Consider the following 16,241-nt stretch of genomic DNA (forward strand, 5'->3'; position numbering starts at 1 on the left):
ACCACGTCACATGCCGCGCCGCCAGGCGCTGGCCTGGGGCGCCGCCTGCGCCCTTGTCCCTTCACTGATCGCCATGCCCAACGAACTCCACGCCAAGACTCCGACTGCCGACCTTCCGGCCGAACTGCGCAGCGCCCTGCCGGCCGCGCGCCTGGTGGGCACGGGCGTGCTGCGCTTTTTCGGCCTGCGCGTGTACGAGGCACGGCTGTGGGCCGCACCGGGCTTTGTGCCCGAAGACTACGCCCGCCACCCGTTCGCGCTGGAGCTGGTCTATGACCGCAAGCTCGAAGGCGCGGCCATCGCCGAGCGTTCCATCGCCGAAATGCGCAGGGTCGACGGCTTCACCGAGGAGCAGTCCCGCCAATGGCTGGCGCTGATGAAGCAGGCATTTCCCGATGTGGCGGCCCAGGACCGGCTGCTGGGCCTGAACGACGGCCAGGGCGAGGTGCGCTTCTTCCACAACGGCCGCCAGACTGCACAGCTGCGCGATGCCGACTATGCGCGCCTGTTCTTCGGCATCTGGCTCGCGCCCCAGACCTCGGCACCTGCCATGCGCAGCTCGCTGCTGGGCCAATCCTGAGCGCCCGGGACCACGCCATGGCCTCGCACCCTGCCGCCGCCCCCTTGCTGCCCTGGCGCACAGGGCTGGCCTATGGCGGCCTGGCCGCGCCGCTGGCGTTCGTGTCCCTGCCGCTGTATGTGAACCTGCCCTACCACTACGCCAGCGTGGCCGGTGCGCCGCTGGCGGGGCTGGGCGCGGTGCTGCTGGCCACGCGTGCCTTCGATGCCCTGGTGGACCCCGCCATCGGCCGCCAGGCCGACCGGCTGCTGCGCCGGGGCATGCGGCCAGCGTGGTGGGCGGCTGCACTGGCCAGCCTGCTGATGGTCCTGGGCTTCTGGGCGCTGTGGCATCCGCCGCGCGGTGCCCAGGCCGCCATGCTGGGCTGGCTGGCCTGCAGCCTGCTGGTGTGCACGCTGGCCTACAGCTTCGTCACCATCGTCCACCAGGCCTGGGGCACGCGCTGGGGCGGGCAGCCCGCCTGGCGGGCCCGCGTCACGGCCTGGCGCGAGGGCGCTACGCTGGGCGGTGTGCTGCTGGCCAGCGTGTTGCCGGCCTGGCTGGGCTTGGACGCCACCAGCGCCGTGCTGGCGCTGGGCCTGGCGCTGGGGCTGGTGGGGCTGTACCGGCTCAAGGCTCCGGTGACGCTGCCGCAGCAGGCCACGGCGGACACCTCTCGGATCTCACCATGGGCGGATGCCGGCTTTCGCCGGCTGCTGGCCGTCTTCATGGTCAACGGCGTGGCCGCGGCCATTCCGGCCACCTTGCTGCCCTTCTTCGTGGCCGACAGATTGCAGGTGCCCGGGATGCAGCCCCTGCTGCTGCTGTGCTTTTTTGGCGCGGCGGCCCTGGGCCTGCCGCTGTGGGTGAAGGCCGTCTCGCGCTGGGGCCTGGCGCCCAGCTGGCGCGCGGGCATGCTGGCCAGCGTGCTGGCCTTCGGCTTCACGCCCTGGCTGGGCACGGGTGACGGCCTGGCCTTCGCCGTGATCTGCCTGGCCAGCGGGCTGGCCCTGGGCGCGGACCTGGCCCTGCCGGGCGCACTGCTCACGGGCGTGATCCACGAGTCCGGCCAGGGCGGCCAGGGCGAGGGCCGCTACCTGGGGTGGTGGACCTGCGCCACCAAGCTCAACCTGGCCCTGGCCGCGGGCCTGGCCCTGCCCCTGCTGTCCGTTGCGGGCTACCGCAGCGGCAGCACCGATCCGGCCGGCCTGCAGACCCTGGCCTGGGCCTATGGCGGGCTGCCCTGCCTGCTCAAACTGGCGGCGGCCGGGCTGCTCTGGCGCGCCGAGCGACTGCATTCTTCCTGGAGGCACACATGAGCCACATCACCCACTGCGCTTCGTTTTCACCACTGCGGCGCGCCTGCCTGGGGGCGGCATTGGCGCTGTCTCTGGCGGGCTGCGCCGGTCCTTCCGTGCAGGACTACGCCAAGGAGCAGCCGACGCTGGACCTGCGCCAGTACTTCAACGGGCCGCTGACGGCCCACGGCATGTTCACGGACCGCTCGGGCAAGGTGGTCAAGCGATTCACCGTGCGCATGACGGGCCGCTGGAATGGCGACGAGGGCACGCTCGATGAGCACTTCGTCTACAGCGACGGCAGCACGCAGCAGCGCATCTGGCATATCCGCCACCTGGGCGAGGGCCGCTACAGCGGCCGGGCCGACGACGTGGTGGGCGAGGCCCAGGGCCAGAGCGCGGGCAATGCCATCCGCTGGAGCTATGTGCTGGCCCTGCCCGTGGACGGAAGGGTCTGGAACGTCAGCATGGACGACTGGATGTACCTGATGGACGGGCGCACCCTGCTCAACCGCACGGCCATGAGCAAGCTCGGCCTGCACCTGGGCGACGTGACGCTGGCCATCATCAAGGAGTGATGGCCATGCCACTGTTATCCCGCCGGCTGAACCCGCCGCTGCGCGACTGGAAGGGCCGCTCGGCATGGCTTCTGGGCGCCTCCTCGGGCATAGGGCGCGCCACGGCCGAAGCGCTGCACGGCCAGGGCGCGCGCGTGATTGTCTCTGCGCGGCATGGCGGTGCGCTGCAGGATTTCGTGCGCGGCCGCGAAGGCTGCCTGGCCCTGCCGCTGGACGTGACCGATGCCCAGGCCGTGGCACAGGCAGCCCGTGCCGTGCGGGCCCATGTGGGCAGGGCGCCCGACCTGGTGGTGTACTGTGCCGGCCACTACCGGCCCCAGCGCGCCACCGAGTTCGACCTGGCCGAGATGCAGCGCCACCTGGCCGTGAACTATGGCGGCGCGCTGCACCTGCTCGATGCGGTGCTGCCCATGCTGCTGGAGGCCGGCCAGGGGCATCTGGCCCTGGTCGGCTCGGTGGCAGGCTATCGCGGGCTGCCCATGTCCCTGGCCTACGGTCCTACCAAGGCGGCGCTCAACAACCTGGCAGAAAACCTCTACCTGGACCTGCACGGCCCGGGCCTGGGCGTGTCCATCATCAACCCCGGCTTTGTCGATACGCCGCTGACGGCGCAAAACAGCTTCAGCATGCCGGCCCTGATCGGTGCCGACGAGGCCGCCCGGCACATGCTGCAGGGCTGGGCACAGGGGCGCTTCGAGATGAATTTTCCGCGCCGCTTCACACGCTGGGTGCGGCTGCTGCGCTGCCTGCCCGATGCCTGGTATTTCTCGGCGGTTCGCCGCATCACAGGAGCCTGAAACCGATGAGCACTGCCCTCGGCGATCCCCGACTGGACCGGCTGGCCCAGGCCTATGAGGCGCTGCGCCGCGACAACCTGCCGGCGCTGCTGGCCCTCTATGCGGAACAGGCCCGGTTCAAGGACCCGTTCAACGATGTGCGCGGCCACGCAGCGATACAGCGCGTGTTCGCCCACATGTTCGAGCAACTGGACCGGCCCCGCTTCGCCGTCAGCCAGGGCGCGGTGCAGGGGGACAGCGGCTTTTTGCTGTGGGAGCTGGGCTTTGTCAGGGCATCGGGCCAGCCCATGCACATCTGCGGCACCAGCTACCTGGAGTTCGATGCGCAGGGACTGGTGGCAGTGCACCGCGACTTCTGGGACCCGGTGGAGGAAATCTTCGCCAAGGTGCCCGTGCTGGGCGCCGTGGCCAGGGCGCTGCAGAACAAGCTCAGGGCTCCGCAGTAAGCAGCCTGGCCAATTGCGCCAGGGCGCCGTCCAGGTCGTCCAGGCCTGGGGCGCCCAGGCAGATGCGCAGCCCGCTGGCATGGTCGTGCGGCTCCACCATCAGCGAGCCCGGATCGGTCAGCGTCACGCCCAGCGCCGCTGCGGCCGACACCAGGCGGTCGGCGGCCTCGCGCTCCATGGGCAGCCAGGCGTTGTAGGCCTCGGGGTGCAGCACCAGGCGGCTGTCGCCCAGGTGTGGGGCAAGGTGCGATGCGGCCAGCCGCACGCGCCGCTGTGCCTCATGGCGCAGGTCGGCCTGCAGGGAGGCGACCACGCCCTGGGACAGCCATTCATCGACCACGGCGCATGACAGGGCCGAAGGCGCCATGGACAGCTCCTGCAGCGTCGCCAGCGCGGCGCCGCACAGCGCTGGCGGCAGCACCAGCGTGCCCACCTGCAGCCCCGGGCCCAGCGACTTGGACAGCCCGTTCACATGCAGGGTGATCTCGGGCGCCAGGGTCGCCAGGTGCGCAAGGCGCGCGTGATCGGGCAAGCAGGCGGCGTACACGCCGTCTTCGATGATCCAGGCGCCTGCGTTCCGGCAGATATCCACGATCGCCCGCCTGCGCTCCGCGCCCATGGTGGCCGTGGTCGGGTTGTGCAGCGTGGGGGTGAGGTAGAGCACCTTGCCTTCGGCGGCGGGAATGCCGTCCAGCGCCTCGGCCAGCGCCTGCGGCAGCAGGCCCTGCGCGTCCATGGCCAGGCCCTGCAGGGCGCAGCCCTTGCGCCGGGCCAGGGCAATGGCACCGGGGTAGGTGATGCGCTCGGTCAGCAGCCGGCCCCGGGGCTGGCAGACCAGGTCCAGGGCCAGGGACAGCGCCTGGCGTGCGCTGCTGGTCAGCACCATGTGGCCGGGTTCCACGTTCAGGCCCAGCGTCTGCAGCCAGCGCGCGAGCACGCGGCGATGCTCCGCATGTCCGCCCGGCGGCGCGTAGGAATTGAAGTGATCGGCATCGATGCGGCGCGCAATCGCGGTCAGCGTGCGCGCCAGCAGGCGTTCGCTGATGGCGGCCGGCGGCGCGTTGGAGGACAGGTCGATGGCCTCGCCGCCCTGCGTCCGCCGGGCGGCCACGAAGGTGCCCCGGCCCTTGACGCTGCGCGTCAGCCCCCGGCGCTCCAGCAGCGCATAGGCCCTGGTCACCGAGCCCAGGCCGATCTGCAGCCTGTCGGCCAGGTCTCTGTGGGCGGGAAGGCGGTCGCCGCCGGCCAGCCGGCCTTCGACGATGTCGTCGGCCAGGGCGCGCGCCAGCCGCTCGGCGGCACTGGCTTCAATGCGCGCAAGACGGGGTGTCCAGGGGGAGGGCAGGAGCATGGTCGGGGCAAGGAAAAAAAGAGTGTGCCGTGACACTATTTCATTTCTCGATAGTGTAACGTTCACCCCATGTTCAGCCACATCACCGTCGGCGCCCGTGATCTCGAGCGGGCCGGCCGCTTCTATGACGCGGTGCTTTCCCCGCTGGGACTGCAGCGCCGCGCCGTCCAGCCCGATGGCGGGCCGGCCGCGCTGTGCTGGGTGGCGCCGCAGGCTTCCTTGCCGCGCTTTTATGTCTACAGCCCCTTCAACGGCGAGCCGGCCACGGCGGGCAACGGCAGCATGGCGGCCTTTCTGGCGCCATCGCCCGAGGCGGTGGATGCGGCCCATGCCGCCGGGCTGGCCCGGGGCGGCAGCGACGAAGGCCCGCCCGGCCCGCGACCGCATTACGGCGATGGCTACTACGGTGCCTACCTGCGCGATCCCGACGGCAACAAGGTCCATGTGGTGCATCGCGCCGATGTGCGGCCGTAGCGCAGATCGGGACCGCCGCCCGTTTCCCCTTCTTTTCCTTCCCATGCAACAAGGACTGTCTTCATGAGCATTGCCGTTCATATGGTCGACGTTTTCGCCAGCGGCCCGCTGTCCGGCAATCCGCTGGCCGTGATCACCGGTGGGCAGGCGCTGACCACCGCACAGATGCAGCAGCTGACACGCTGGTTCAACCTCTCCGAAACCGCGTTCCTGCTTCCGCCCACGCAGGCGCAGGCCGACTACCGCGTGAGGATTTTCACGCTGGACCGGGAGATGCCTTTTGCCGGCCATCCCACGCTGGGCAGCTGCCATGCCTGGCTGTCCCAGCGCGGTGCGCCCAGGAACGCAGGCCACATCGTCCAGGAGTGCGGGGCGGGCCTGGTGCAGATACGGCAGGAGCATGGGCGGCTGGCATTCGCCGCGCCGCCCATGCTGCGCTTTGGCGCGCCCACCGCCGACGAGCTGGATGCCGCGCTGCGCATGCTGGGCATCACCGCCGAAGAGGTGCAGGCCGCCTCGTGGATAGACAACGGCCCCGGCTGGCTGGGCATCCGCCTGGCCTCGGCCGAGCAGGTGCTGGCGCTGAACCCGGCCCGGCAGTGGCCCACGCGCATGGACGTGGGCGTGGTGGGGCCCTATGCCAGGGGTGTCGGCGGTGCCAGCCCTGCCGCCTGCGAGGTGCGCGCCTTTTTCTCCGATCACCAGGGCGCCATCGTCGAAGACCCCGTCACCGGCAGCCTCAACGCCTCGCTGGCGCAGTGGCTGTTTGCGACGGGGGTGATGGACAGCGACTACGTTGCCGCCCAGGGCCGCTGCCTGGGCCGTGACGGCCGCATCTTCCTGACCCGTGACGGCACGGGCCAGGTCTGGGTGGGCGGCACGGCGCGCACCCATGTCGAAGGCGCACTGAGCGGCCTTTGATCCACACCGAAGGAACCCACGAATGACAGCGATCCAGGAGAGCCTGCGCGCTCCCGTCTCATCGGCCAGGGCCAACCTGAAAATGCTGGTGCGCTACAAGGCCTGGGCCAACGGCCTGACCTTCAAGAGCGTGATGGAGCTGCCCGAAGGCGAGGCCTTGAAGCAGCGCCCCACGAGCTTCGGCAACATGGTGCGCACGCTGAACCACGTCCTTGTGGTGGAGGACATCTTCAGGCACCACCTGCAGGGCCGCAAACATGGCTACACCATGCGCAACACCGACCACACGCCCACGCTGCAGGCGCTGTGGGAATCCGTGCAGGCAATGGACCGCTGGTATGTGGAGTTCGTCGACGCATGCCCGGACGAGGAACTGGCGAAGGTCGTGCACTTCGAGTTCGTGGGCGGCGGGCAGGGTGCCATGACGCGCGAGCAGATCGTGCTGCACGTGGTGAACCACGGCAGCTACCACCGTGGCTTTGTCAGCGACATGATGTACCAGGTGCCCTTCGTGCCGCCGGCCAACGACCTGCCGGTGTTCCTCAGGGACTGCTACCGCGTGGACGAGCCGGCCTGCGGTTGAGGCAGGGCCAGGGCCTGCTGCGCCAGGGCGCCCTGGCGCACGGGCAGCGCAGGCGGCGCGTCGCCGGGCAGGGCCCATCCCTGGCGCAGCGCACCGGCAAAGCCGTCGGCCACGCGCGAGTAGGCGCGGCCGCTGGTCATCACCCGGGGCCGGGCCGACCAGGCGATGCGGGCGCCGCCGGCCGCCAGGCGGTCCACCAGGTCCTGGTCCTCGCCGCAGGTGCGTGCGTCGAACCCGCCGGCCTGGCGGTAGTGCCAGGCCGAGATGCCCAGGTTGGCACCATGCACGTGGCGGTGGCCGTCGCGGTCCGTGTAGGTGGTCTCGAAGTGCCGCCGCGCCGTGTCCGCCTGGACGCCGTGGGCCGACCAGTCGGCCACCTGCACCGTGCCGCAGACCACGTCGGACTGAAGCGCCAGCTGGTCGGCCAGCCAGCTCGGCGAGACTGTGGTGTCGGCGTCCGTGAAGGCCAGCCAGCGGGCGCCCAGCAGCAGCAGGTACTCCGACCCCAGGGCCCGCGCCTTGCCCACGTTGCGCGCGGCAATGGACAACGGGATGGCGGGCCAGCGGCGCACGGCCGATTCGGTGGCGTCCTGGCAGCTGTCCAGCACCACCACGACGGCCACGGTCTCGCCTTGCAGGTCGGCATGGGCGGCCGCGCAAAACACGCTGTCCAGGCAGCGGCCTATGAAGTCTTCCTCGTCATGGGCTGGGATGCACACGCCGATCATCTGTCCGTCCTTTCAGGGGTTTTCTGCCAGATGTCCAGCTGGAAATCCGGTTCGCTGTGGCTCAGCAGCAAGTGCAGCTGCGCATGGGCCGACACGCTGTCATGCAGGGCGCGGGTGCTCTGCAGGTGATCGTGCGCCCCATGCCGCCAGTGGCACATGAGCCAGTGGCCGCCGCCCTGCAGCGAGGCCAGGCACTGGCGGTTGAAATGCGCCAGTGCCGCGTCGTCGAAGTAGTAGGCAAGCTCCGAGACCACGATGAGATCGAAGCCTTGCTGCGGCACCTGGGGCACCTGTGGCCATTGCCAGGGCAGGGGCAGGGCCTGCAGGTCCAGGCGGGCGCGGTCCTGCGGCGCAATCCGCTGCCGGCACAGATCCACGGCCCTGTCCGAGAAATCGACGGCGCACAGCCGGTCGCAGCGCTGCAGCAGGCGCTGCGTGGCCTCGCCATTGCCGCAGCCGGGCTCGAAGCCGTGGGCATAGCGCTCGCGCGGCAGGGCGGCCAGCAGCAGGTCGCGCTTGCGCCGTTCGTACCAGCGTGATGCGACCTGCCAGGGGTCGGGGTCGGCCTGGTACATCTGCTCGAAGTGCTGCCGGGCGCCGTTCATAGAAACACCACTTCAAACGGACGCAGCAGGCGCTGCGTGGCCCAGGACGGCAGGATGGCGTCGCGGCCCGTGGACGGGTCCGGCAGCAGCTGGCTGCGAAAGCACGACAGGGCCTGGCGCTTGAGCGCCAGCTCCTGCGGCGCCAGCGCAATGGCGGCGGCACGGTGCCAGGGCACGCGCGCGTCGCCGGGCTCGGCCCAGTGCCAGGCCCAGATCGGCAGCTCGAAGAGCCGGCAGCCCGCGTGCCGGGCTGCCGTGGCGCAGGCCTGGCCCGTGGCCTCGTGGTCCGGGTGCCCGTCTTCGCGCCAGGTGCACAGCAGCGCATCCGAGGGCTGCAGCAACGGCTCCAGCCGTTGCAGCAACTGCGCTGCATGCTCGGCGATATGGCCGTCGGGCAGGCCCAGCCGCAGCACCTGCGCCTGCGGCGCAAGCAGGGCCAGGGCCTGGGTGCTCTCCTGCACGCGCTCGCGCACCAGACGCTGCGGCGGCCACAGCGTCGAGTCGGGGTGGCTGGCTCCGCCATCGGTCACGGAGACGATGAGGCAGGGCATGCCCCGCTCGGCACAGCGGCGCAGCAGGCCGGCGCAGCCCAGGATCTCGTCATCGGGGTGCGGCGCGACGATGACGGCGCGGCGCCGGCCGTCCAGCAGATCGTCCATGGATACCTGCGCTGGCCGGCGCTGCGCAAACCAGGCCTGCCAGCGCGATTCCGGCGTGCCCCGGCCCTCGATGAGGCGCGGCTTCACAGCATCCATGCCGCGCCTCCCGGTGCCTGCGAGGCCTGTGCCTTGTCGGCCAGCAGGCGGCCCAGCGCGGCCTGGTCGCGCTCGGCATGGCTTTGGCGGATGAAGACGGGCAGGTCGGCCATCAGCTGCGCCAGGCCCCTGTTCTTGCACAGCGGGCCCGGTCCGATGGCGCGCGGCACGCGCCGCAGCACCTCTTCGGCGGCGGCTTCCACAGCCAGGCGGGCGCGGTTCACGGCCAGCAGGCAGGGGTCCGAGGGCGTGGCATCGATGCGGGCTGCAGCGTCGCGCAGCAGGCCGGCCGCGCCGGCCAGGGCCACGTCCAGCGCGCCCAGGTGGGCCTGGCGGTGCGGGTCCTCGCCTTGACCGACGGCCTGCTGCAGATGGCTGGCGATGCGCGCTGCCGCGCCATGCCAGCAGGCAGCAACGCCCGCGCCGCCATGGTGAAAGCCGGGGCGGCCCAGGTACTGGCCCGGTTCACCGACCAGCACGCCGGTGGCGCCGTCGAAGTGCACGTCGGCGCTGGCGCTGGCGGCCATGCCCACGGCCTGCCAGTGGCTGTCGTCCCTGCGGATGCCGGGCTGGTCCATGGTGACGGCGATCAGGCAGCGCCGGCCGTCGGCCAGCCAGCCGCTGACCAGGGCACGGTCCACCGCGCGCGCGCCCGAACACCAGGGCTTGTGGCCGGACAGCTGCACGGCCATGCCGGCATGTGCCGCAGCATGGGGGGCCGTGGGCGTGGCCTGCACGCGCTCGCCCGGCGGCTCGGCGCACCAGACGGCCCAGCGCAGGCCTTCGGTGGCCAGGTCGGCCTGCAGCTCGGACAGGATGGCCAGGGCATCGGTATGGCCTTCATAGAGCTTGGCCAGGCTCAGGCTGTGGGCGGCCACCTCGGCCAGTGCGCGCCAGCGCTGCAGCGTGTGGCCATGGCCCGGCAGCGGCAGGCGGTCGGCGCCCTGCGCCACCAGCAGGGCCAACTGGTCCGCTGGCGACAGGTCCGTGTGGCCGCGCAAGGCCTGCGCCAGCGTGTCGCTGCATGTCCACGCATGGGCGTGCTCGTTGTCGTGCTGGGCCATCGCCGCTTGCCTTCCTTTTGTGTGTCGTGCGCAGCCCGGGAAATGGGGGTGGGGCCGGGCGATGCCATGGTGCCGGGAGGATGAACGCGGCGCCGCAGGAGCAGGAAGGCATTACCTGTCGGAGACCACCGACCGGCAGGCGTCCCGTTCCACGCCGTCGGCAGGGCAGGCGGCCAGCTCCAGGCGCAGCGGTGCCTGCTCCTGCCTGATCGAGGGAACGGGGATGCCGAAGGCTTCCCTTTCCCTGTGCTCCAGCGGCCTGGCCTCTTTCAAGGCAGACAGAAAGGCCTTGCGCCACCAGTGCACGTCCTGCTCGGCGATGCGCTGCAGCAGCCGCTGGTGCCGCTGGCGCCTTTCCTGCAGGGGCATCTGCAGGGCCTGCTGCACCACGGCGGCCGTGCCGTGCACGTCGTAGGGATTGACCAGCAGCGCCTCCTGCAGCTGCTCGGCCGCGCCGGCAAACCGCGACAGCACCAGCACGCCCGGGTCGGCCGGGTCCTGGGCCGCCACATATTCCTTGGCCACGAGGTTCATGCCGTCGCGCAGCGGCGTGACCAGGCCCACGGCCGCCGCGCGGCACAGGCCCGGAATGCCATCGCGCGGCAGGGTCTGGTGGATGTAGCGCACGGGCATCCAGTCCAGCTCGCCGTAGTCGCCGTTGACGGCGCCGCACAGCGATTCAAGCTCCCGCCGTATGTCGGCATACGCGTCCAGGCCCTCGCGCGTGGGCGAGCCGATCTGGATCAGCGTGGCGCGCCGGCGCTGCTCGGGATGGCGGGCCAGCAGCTCCCGAAAGGCACGCAGGCGCTGCGGCAGGCCCTTGGAGTAGTCCAGCCGGTCTATGCCCAGCAGCAGGCGACGCTGTGCGTACTCGTGCTTCATGCGCTCGTACATGTCCCGCGAGGCGCCGCCCTGTGCAAGCGCCATGAAACCATCCACATCGATGCCTATGGGGAAGGCGCGGCAGACCAGGCGCTGCCCATGGGCACGCAAGGCGCCATCGCCCAGCGACTGGCCCCCGGCCTCGTCGCAGACATAGCGCTCGAAATGCTGCACGTCCTGGCGGGTCTGCAGGCCCACAAGGTCGTAGGCAAACAGGCAGCGCATCAGCCATGCATGCTCGGGAATGGCCGCCAGCAGGGTCGGCGGGGGCAATGGGATGTGCAGGAAAAAGCCGATGCGCTGGCGGCAGCCCAGGGCGCGCAGCTCGGCCGCCAGCGGGATCAGGTGGTAGTCATGCACCCAGAGGATGTCGTCCTGCGCCAGCAGGGGCAGCAGCCTGCGCGCAAGCAGCTGGTTCACGCGGCGGTAGCCGGCCGCATGGCCCGTGTCGAAGCTCGCCAGGTCCAGCCGTCCGTGAAAGACGGGCCACAGCACGCCGTTGCTGTAGCCCGCGTAGTAGCTGTCATGGTCCGCGCGGTCCAGGTCCACCGTGGCCAGCGTGACGTTGCCTGCCTGGGTGCGGTGCACATGGCCGGCCGGCGCGGCCTGGGCACCGTCGTCGGTGACGGCCCCGCTCCAGCCGAACCACAGGCCGCCCGTCTGCCGCAGCGCATCGCCCATGGCCACGGCAAGGCCCCCGGCCGCGGCCCTGCGCGGATCGGCCACGCGGTTGGAGATCACCACCAGCCGGCTCATGGCAGCACCTCCGCGCAGGGCTGCGCAGCCAGGTGCATGCATGCGGACTTCAGCCAGGCATGCGCGGCCTGCGGGCTGCCCAGCCGGTGGCGGGCCCTGCTTGCGCCTTCGCCCACCTTGATCGCCATGCCGCCGTGTGCCTGCACCACGGCAAAGCCGCTCTCGTCCGTGACATCGTCACCGGCAAAAACCGGGGTGCGGCCGGCGAACGGCGCTTCGCGCAGGAAGGCCGCAATGGCGTGGCCCTTGTCCACGCCTGCGGGCCTGACCTCCAGCACGCATTTGCCGTGCAGCAGCTCCAGACCGGGCTGGTGCCGCAGTGCGCGGACCAACATGTCCAGGCACAGCGCCGCCAGCTCTGGCGCACGCCGGTAGTGCAGTGCGACCGAGGAGCGCTTGCGCTCCACCAGCAGGCGCGGATGATCGGCCGCCAAGGCATTGCACATCTGCAGCACGGTCTCTGGCATGGCCGATGCCTGCATGTGCAGGCGGCCTGCGGCATCCCGCCGCTGCAGGCCGTGCTCGCAGGCGGCGGGCAGATGCAGCGGCGCCAGAAAGCGGTCCAGCATCTCGACCTGCCGACCCGTGACGATGGCCAGCGCACCGCCCAACAGACCCTGCAGCCTGGTCAGCATGGGGATCAGGCCGGGGTCTGGCGCAATGGCGTCCGGGGTCTCGGCCAGCGGCACGAGCGTGCCGTCGAAGTCGAGGAACAGGGCGGATCTGCAGGTGGGGAATGGGGGTGTTTCCATGGAGGCGCCAGGGTATGGGTTGCCGGTTTCGTGGATCGACATCAGGAAAGCGTCTGCTGCCATGGCCTGCTCACCGCTCGGCCTTGATGGAGCCGCGGATGTTGGTGATGGCCAGGCAGAACTGCAGGCTCACCAGCGCCCAGGCCGCCGTGGACCAGCCCCACAGCGCCCACAGCGCATTGCTGAGCATCAGGACCCAGAAGCCCAGGTTGCGCCTTTGCGCAGAACGCGAGCCCACACACCAGGCGCCGGCGATGGAGGCCAGAAAGGCAGGCCACTGGAGCCAGTCGGGAATGTCGGGCATGGGGTTGCTCCTGTATGAAGTGAAGCGCGGGCACCTCAGTTGCCGGGCCGTGCCGGGTCGTCTTCGTCGATGGAGTGGCATTCCTTGCAGGCTCCGCTTTCGTGCGCGCGGGCGGCCAGATTGACGTGGAAGGCCGCCCCTTGCTGCAACTGCTCCCCGTCCAGAGCCCTTCGATGCCGGTCATGCGGTTGCTGGCGATCTTGTTGGCTGCCAGCAGCTCGTTGCGCTTCAGGTGCAAGCTTCAGGTGCAATCAAGGCTGCTTGCGCACCATCTTCTTGCGCCGTTCGGCATCCAGGCCCGGCGTCTGGCGCATGTCGGTATCGACCTGGCCGGAGGCGAGGTCGTCATGGGCCTGGCGCATCACCGGATCGGGCGCATCGCTGGTAGCGTCCAGGCTCTGGTCGCGCTCGTGCGGAAGGCGCAGGCCCTGTTCGGATGCGTCGGATGCATCGGATTCACCGGGCGCATGGGGCGCCTTGCCGACCTGTCCGGGCAGCTTGGTCTGGCCATCGCCCGACGGCTTCGCCTGTGTGGGTGCAGAGGACTTGGATGCGGATGGGGTCTTGTCTTTCATGGCGTCTTCCTTTCATTCGCGGGCCTGCGCAGGCGGCGCTTGGGCCATGGTCTCTTGGCCCTTTCGCAGCCGCCGTGGGACCACGCCGAAAGCGCAGGAACGAAAAGATGCCTCGCGCAAGAACGCCGTTCTCAGGCACGCCGATTGCCCTGTGCCGGGGTGCGAAAAATGGCCACAGGCCACTGGCGCGATGTCCGCAAGGCCCGGTCGCCGCGTTCCTACGGCACATGGCCGCAAGCGCGCACGCCGGCGGCGCGCCAAGGCGATCACGATAGACATCACTTTCAACTGCCAAGGAGCACATTCCATGACGCAATCGAATCCCGCAAACCGTGACCCGCTGTCCGACGCGCCCGGCGCACATCCCGTGGGCACCGGCATAGGCGCTGCAGGCGGTGCCGTGACCGGCGCTGCATTCGGCGCAATGGGCGGCCCCATCGGTGCTGCCGTGGGCGGTGTGGCCGGTGCCGTGGTCGGCGGGCTGGCCGGCAAGGGCGCGGCCGAAGCCGTCAATCCCACGGTCGAGGACGCCTACTGGCGCGACGCCTACCAGAACGAGCCCTACTACGTGGCAGGCCGCAGCTACGAGGAATACCGCCCCGCCTACGAGCTGGGCTGGAACGCGGCCGCCACGCGCCGCGATGCCGATTTCGATGCCTTCGACGCCGAATGGGAGCGCGAATGGACCACGCGCCGTGGCGCCAGCCATCTGGACTGGGACCAGGCCCGGCCCGCAGCGCGCGCAGCCTGGGAGCGCGCAGGCGTTCGCGATGTCCGTGATGAAACGGGGACCATCGTGGCACCGGCCTACACCGGCGACATCGACAACGACGATGTGGCCGACGTGCTCAACGACCTGCTCGAATCCTGCCGCGATGGCGAGTACGGCTTTCGCACCTCGGCCGAGAACGCCGACTCGCCGGACCTCAAGACCCTGTTCCTGCGCCATAGCGCCGAGTGCGGCGCCGCCGCGCTGGAGCTGGAGGCCGAGATCCGCAAGCTGGGCCGCGAGCCCGCATCGGGCGGCACGGTGGCCGGCGCGCTGCACCGGGGCTGGGTGTCGGTGAAGACGGCGCTGACCTCGCAGGACGACAAGGCCGTGCTGGAGGAGTGCGAGCGCGGCGAGGATTCCGCCGTGGCCCAGTACCGCAAGGCGCTCAAGCAGCCGCTGCCTCCGGCCATCCGCGTGATGGTGGAGCGCCAGGCCCAGGGCGCGCAGCGCAACCACGACGAAGTGCGCGATCTGCGCGACCGCATGCGCGCGGCCTCCTGACCCGGCACAGCATGCCTGGGGGTTGCTAGCCGCCTACGCCGTACGGCGCAAAGCGGCTGGCGTTCTCATCCACATGCAGCGCCTTTCCCACATAGGGAAAGGCGCGCTGCGTGCACTGGTCACGCTCGCAGACCTTGCAGCCCATGCCGATGGGCGTGGCCGATTCCGGATCGCCCAGGTCCAGCCCCTTGGCATAGACCAGGCGCGCGGCATGGCGTATGTCGCAGCCCAGGCCGATGGAGAAGGTCTTGCGCGGCGAACCATAGCCGCGCTGACCGTGCGAGACCGAGCGTGCAATCCACAGGTAGCGCCGCCCGTCGGGCATGCTGGCGAGCTGGCGCAGCACCTGGTCGGGCTGGCCGAAGGCCTCGTACACCGTCCACAGCGGGCAGGTGCCGCCGGTGCGGCTGAAGTGGAAATGCGTGGCCGACTGGCGCTTGGAGATATTGCCCGCGCGGTCCACGCGCACAAAGAAGAAGGGCACGCCGGGCGCGCCGGGCCGCTGCAGCGTGCTCAGCCGGTGGCAGACGGTTTCAAAGCCCACGCCAAAGCGCTGGCCCAGCAGGTCGATGTCATAGCGCAGCTGCTCGGCCGATTCCAGGAACAGGTCGTAGGGCAGCAGCAGCGCGCCCGCAAAGTAGTTGGCCAGGCCCACGCGGGCGAGCTTGCTTGAGGCCGGGTCGCCCTGGAAGGCGGCGGTGGCGATCAGCCGGTCCAGCGTGTCGCCCATCTCCAGCAAGGCCAGCTGCGTGCCCAGCTGGAAGGCCTGTTGCGCAGGCTCCAGCGCCGAGGACAGCCACAGCGAGCGCGTGGCCGGGTCGAACCGGCGCTGGCTTTGCCGGGAGTCTTCCAGGCGATGCACCTGCACGCCGTGGCGCTGCTGCAGCCGCCGGACCAGCCAGTCCGCCAGATGGCCCGGGTCCGCAAGCGCCTCGCCGGCCAGGGCCTGGGCCGCGCGGTCCACTTCATCGAAGTAGTTCTGGTGCGCAAAGAAGAAATCGCGCACGGCCTCGAACGGCATGGTGCGCGCCACCGGCATGTCCGAGCGGTCATCGCCCAGCCTGAGCGACATGCTCTCGATGCGCTCCAGGGCTTCCAGATGGCGGCGGTGCAGCGCCATCACCGCACGTCCCAGGGCGGGCATCTGCGCGGCGACTTCCTGCAGCTCGGGCAGGGCAATGGATTCGGGCGCCTCGGCAAGGGCCTCGCGCAGGCCGGCGACCAGGCGCGCTTCCTCGTCCTCCGAGAACTGCTGGATATCGACGCCCAGCGCGCGGTTGAGCTTGAGCAGCACCGACACCGTCAGCGGCCGCTGGTTCTGCTCCAGCTGGTTCAGGTAGCTGGGCGACAGGCCCAGCGCGTGGGCCAGGGCGATCTGGGACAGGCCGTGCTCCGCGCGCAGTTTGCGCAGCTTGACGCCCATGAACGTCTTCTTCATGGCTGTTTCCTCGGGTGGCAGTTATTCGCAGAATTTGCAAATTCGCGGACTTCGTTTCGCAAGAATTCGCCTTTTCAGCACTATGGCAGGGGCGCTATTTTG

General features: G+C 70.3%; 20 protein-coding genes. 9 read left to right on the forward strand and 11 right to left on the reverse strand.

Features of this window, described 5'->3' with window-relative positions; translation table 11 throughout:
• Positions 1-10: 10 nt before the first annotated feature.
• Genes U6958_RS05620 through U6958_RS05640 form a run of 5 tightly spaced genes read left to right on the forward strand, consistent with a single transcriptional unit; the run spans position 11 to position 3,678 of the window.
• On the forward strand, positions 11-580 hold the full coding sequence (locus U6958_RS05620; RefSeq protein ID WP_016448427.1) for a chalcone isomerase family protein: 570 nt from the start codon (positions 11-13) through the stop codon (positions 578-580).
• Positions 581-597: 17 nt separating this feature from the next.
• On the forward strand, positions 598-1,878 hold the full coding sequence (locus U6958_RS05625) for an MFS transporter (protein WP_074922450.1): 1,281 nt from the start codon (positions 598-600) through the stop codon (positions 1,876-1,878).
• Positions 1,875-2,435, forward strand: coding sequence for a DUF3833 domain-containing protein (locus U6958_RS05630; protein WP_016448425.1), 561 nt, complete (start codon positions 1,875-1,877; stop codon positions 2,433-2,435). The genes U6958_RS05625 and U6958_RS05630 overlap by 4 nt, the downstream gene beginning before the upstream one ends.
• Before the next feature lie 5 nt (positions 2,436-2,440).
• A complete protein-coding gene (locus U6958_RS05635) occupies positions 2,441-3,232 on the forward strand; it encodes an SDR family oxidoreductase (protein WP_016448424.1) in 792 nt (263 codons plus the stop codon).
• Positions 3,233-3,237: 5 nt separating this feature from the next.
• Entirely contained in the window at positions 3,238-3,678 is a 441-nt protein-coding gene (locus tag U6958_RS05640) for a nuclear transport factor 2 family protein (protein ID WP_016448423.1), read from the forward strand.
• Here U6958_RS05640 and U6958_RS05645 read toward each other — a convergent pair.
• Positions 3,662-5,029 (reverse strand): PLP-dependent aminotransferase family protein, encoded by a 1,368-nt coding sequence (locus U6958_RS05645; RefSeq protein ID WP_074922449.1) that lies wholly within the window; start codon positions 5,027-5,029, stop codon positions 3,662-3,664. The genes U6958_RS05640 and U6958_RS05645 overlap by 17 nt on opposite strands.
• 69 nt (positions 5,030-5,098) lie before the next feature.
• Here U6958_RS05645 and U6958_RS05650 point away from each other — a divergent pair, with 69 nt between their 5' ends.
• From U6958_RS05650 to U6958_RS05660, 3 genes are all read left to right on the forward strand, one after another.
• Entirely contained in the window at positions 5,099-5,503 is a 405-nt protein-coding gene (locus U6958_RS05650) for a VOC family protein (RefSeq protein ID WP_016448421.1), read from the forward strand.
• Positions 5,504-5,566: 63 nt separating this feature from the next.
• Positions 5,567-6,424, forward strand: a complete 858-nt coding sequence (locus U6958_RS05655; protein WP_034363277.1) for a PhzF family phenazine biosynthesis protein — start codon at positions 5,567-5,569, stop codon at positions 6,422-6,424.
• A 22-nt stretch (positions 6,425-6,446) separates the two neighbouring features.
• On the forward strand, positions 6,447-7,007 hold the full coding sequence (locus tag U6958_RS05660; protein WP_017407113.1) for a DinB family protein: 561 nt from the start codon (positions 6,447-6,449) through the stop codon (positions 7,005-7,007).
• Here U6958_RS05660 and U6958_RS05665 read toward each other — a convergent pair.
• The 9 genes from U6958_RS05665 to U6958_RS05705 form a co-directional block, all read right to left on the reverse strand.
• Positions 6,977-7,735 (reverse strand): glycosyltransferase family 2 protein, encoded by a 759-nt coding sequence (locus U6958_RS05665; RefSeq protein WP_074922448.1) that lies wholly within the window; start codon positions 7,733-7,735, stop codon positions 6,977-6,979. The genes U6958_RS05660 and U6958_RS05665 overlap by 31 nt on opposite strands.
• Positions 7,732-8,340: a class I SAM-dependent methyltransferase gene (locus U6958_RS05670; protein ID WP_017407111.1), complete on the reverse strand. Its 609-nt coding sequence runs from the start codon at positions 8,338-8,340 to the stop codon at positions 7,732-7,734. Before U6958_RS05670 ends, U6958_RS05665 begins: the two co-directional genes overlap by 4 nt.
• Entirely contained in the window at positions 8,337-9,095 is a 759-nt protein-coding gene (locus U6958_RS05675; protein ID WP_074922447.1) for a PIG-L deacetylase family protein, read from the reverse strand. The genes U6958_RS05670 and U6958_RS05675 overlap by 4 nt, the downstream gene beginning before the upstream one ends.
• Positions 9,083-10,159 carry an acyl-CoA dehydrogenase family protein gene (locus tag U6958_RS05680; RefSeq protein WP_074922446.1) on the reverse strand — a complete coding sequence of 359 codons (1,077 nt, stop codon included), beginning with the start codon at positions 10,157-10,159 and terminating at the stop codon, positions 9,083-9,085. Before U6958_RS05680 ends, U6958_RS05675 begins: the two co-directional genes overlap by 13 nt.
• Before the next feature lie 111 nt (positions 10,160-10,270).
• Positions 10,271-11,797, reverse strand: coding sequence for a trehalose-6-phosphate synthase (locus tag U6958_RS05685; protein ID WP_074922445.1), 1,527 nt, complete (start codon positions 11,795-11,797; stop codon positions 10,271-10,273).
• Positions 11,794-12,612 carry a trehalose-phosphatase gene (gene otsB, locus U6958_RS05690; protein ID WP_074922444.1) on the reverse strand — a complete coding sequence of 273 codons (819 nt, stop codon included), beginning with the start codon at positions 12,610-12,612 and terminating at the stop codon, positions 11,794-11,796. The genes U6958_RS05685 and otsB overlap by 4 nt, the downstream gene beginning before the upstream one ends.
• A 7-nt stretch (positions 12,613-12,619) precedes the next feature.
• Positions 12,620-12,853, reverse strand: a complete 234-nt coding sequence (locus U6958_RS05695) for a hypothetical protein (protein WP_016448412.1) — start codon at positions 12,851-12,853, stop codon at positions 12,620-12,622.
• A 35-nt stretch (positions 12,854-12,888) separates the two neighbouring features.
• Complete coding sequence (locus tag U6958_RS05700) at positions 12,889-13,104, reverse strand: hypothetical protein (RefSeq protein ID WP_244160487.1); 216 nt, start codon at positions 13,102-13,104, stop codon at positions 12,889-12,891.
• Positions 13,105-13,428 (reverse strand): hypothetical protein, encoded by a 324-nt coding sequence (locus U6958_RS05705; RefSeq protein WP_016448411.1) that lies wholly within the window; start codon positions 13,426-13,428, stop codon positions 13,105-13,107. It abuts the gene before it with no gap.
• A gap of 307 nt (positions 13,429-13,735) precedes the next feature.
• On the opposite strand from U6958_RS05705, the gene U6958_RS05710 reads away from it, so the two are divergent.
• On the forward strand, positions 13,736-14,701 hold the full coding sequence (locus U6958_RS05710) for a PA2169 family four-helix-bundle protein (RefSeq protein ID WP_074922443.1): 966 nt from the start codon (positions 13,736-13,738) through the stop codon (positions 14,699-14,701).
• A 25-nt stretch (positions 14,702-14,726) separates the two neighbouring features.
• On the opposite strand, the gene U6958_RS05715 is transcribed toward U6958_RS05710, so the two are convergent.
• On the reverse strand, positions 14,727-16,139 hold the full coding sequence (locus tag U6958_RS05715; RefSeq protein WP_074922442.1) for a short-chain fatty acyl-CoA regulator family protein: 1,413 nt from the start codon (positions 16,137-16,139) through the stop codon (positions 14,727-14,729).
• Between the last annotated feature and the right edge of the window lie 102 nt (positions 16,140-16,241).

The sequence above is a fragment of the Delftia lacustris genome (assembly GCF_040267515.1).
In the GTDB taxonomy this organism is placed as follows: Bacteria; Pseudomonadota; Gammaproteobacteria; order Burkholderiales; family Burkholderiaceae_C; genus Comamonas; species Comamonas tsuruhatensis.

Excerpts from the sequence above, each read along its gene's own strand:
- U6958_RS05650 (WP_016448421.1), top strand. The coding sequence starts at position 5,099 with ATGTTCAGCCACATCACCGTCGGCGCCCGTGATCTCGAGCGGGCCGGC.
- U6958_RS05705 (WP_016448411.1), bottom strand. The coding sequence starts at position 13,428 with ATGAAAGACAAGACCCCATCCGCATCCAAGTCCTCTGCACCCACACAG.
- U6958_RS05640 (WP_016448423.1), top strand. The coding sequence starts at position 3,238 with ATGAGCACTGCCCTCGGCGATCCCCGACTGGACCGGCTGGCCCAGGCC.
- U6958_RS05645 (WP_074922449.1), bottom strand. The coding sequence starts at position 5,029 with ATGCTCCTGCCCTCCCCCTGGACACCCCGTCTTGCGCGCATTGAAGCC.
- U6958_RS05695 (WP_016448412.1), bottom strand. The coding sequence starts at position 12,853 with ATGCCCGACATTCCCGACTGGCTCCAGTGGCCTGCCTTTCTGGCCTCC.
- U6958_RS05670 (WP_017407111.1), bottom strand. The coding sequence starts at position 8,340 with ATGAACGGCGCCCGGCAGCACTTCGAGCAGATGTACCAGGCCGACCCC.
- U6958_RS05675 (WP_074922447.1), bottom strand. The coding sequence starts at position 9,095 with ATGGATGCTGTGAAGCCGCGCCTCATCGAGGGCCGGGGCACGCCGGAA.
- U6958_RS05620 (WP_016448427.1), top strand. The coding sequence starts at position 11 with ATGCCGCGCCGCCAGGCGCTGGCCTGGGGCGCCGCCTGCGCCCTTGTC.
- U6958_RS05685 (WP_074922445.1), bottom strand. The coding sequence starts at position 11,797 with ATGAGCCGGCTGGTGGTGATCTCCAACCGCGTGGCCGATCCGCGCAGG.
- U6958_RS05665 (WP_074922448.1), bottom strand. The coding sequence starts at position 7,735 with ATGATCGGCGTGTGCATCCCAGCCCATGACGAGGAAGACTTCATAGGC.
- U6958_RS05660 (WP_017407113.1), top strand. The coding sequence starts at position 6,447 with ATGACAGCGATCCAGGAGAGCCTGCGCGCTCCCGTCTCATCGGCCAGG.
- otsB (WP_074922444.1), bottom strand. The coding sequence starts at position 12,612 with ATGGCAGCAGACGCTTTCCTGATGTCGATCCACGAAACCGGCAACCCA.
- U6958_RS05715 (WP_074922442.1), bottom strand. The coding sequence starts at position 16,139 with ATGAAGAAGACGTTCATGGGCGTCAAGCTGCGCAAACTGCGCGCGGAG.
- U6958_RS05680 (WP_074922446.1), bottom strand. The coding sequence starts at position 10,159 with ATGGCCCAGCACGACAACGAGCACGCCCATGCGTGGACATGCAGCGAC.
- U6958_RS05655 (WP_034363277.1), top strand. The coding sequence starts at position 5,567 with ATGAGCATTGCCGTTCATATGGTCGACGTTTTCGCCAGCGGCCCGCTG.
- U6958_RS05635 (WP_016448424.1), top strand. The coding sequence starts at position 2,441 with ATGCCACTGTTATCCCGCCGGCTGAACCCGCCGCTGCGCGACTGGAAG.
- U6958_RS05625 (WP_074922450.1), top strand. The coding sequence starts at position 598 with ATGGCCTCGCACCCTGCCGCCGCCCCCTTGCTGCCCTGGCGCACAGGG.
- U6958_RS05630 (WP_016448425.1), top strand. The coding sequence starts at position 1,875 with ATGAGCCACATCACCCACTGCGCTTCGTTTTCACCACTGCGGCGCGCC.
- U6958_RS05710 (WP_074922443.1), top strand. The coding sequence starts at position 13,736 with ATGACGCAATCGAATCCCGCAAACCGTGACCCGCTGTCCGACGCGCCC.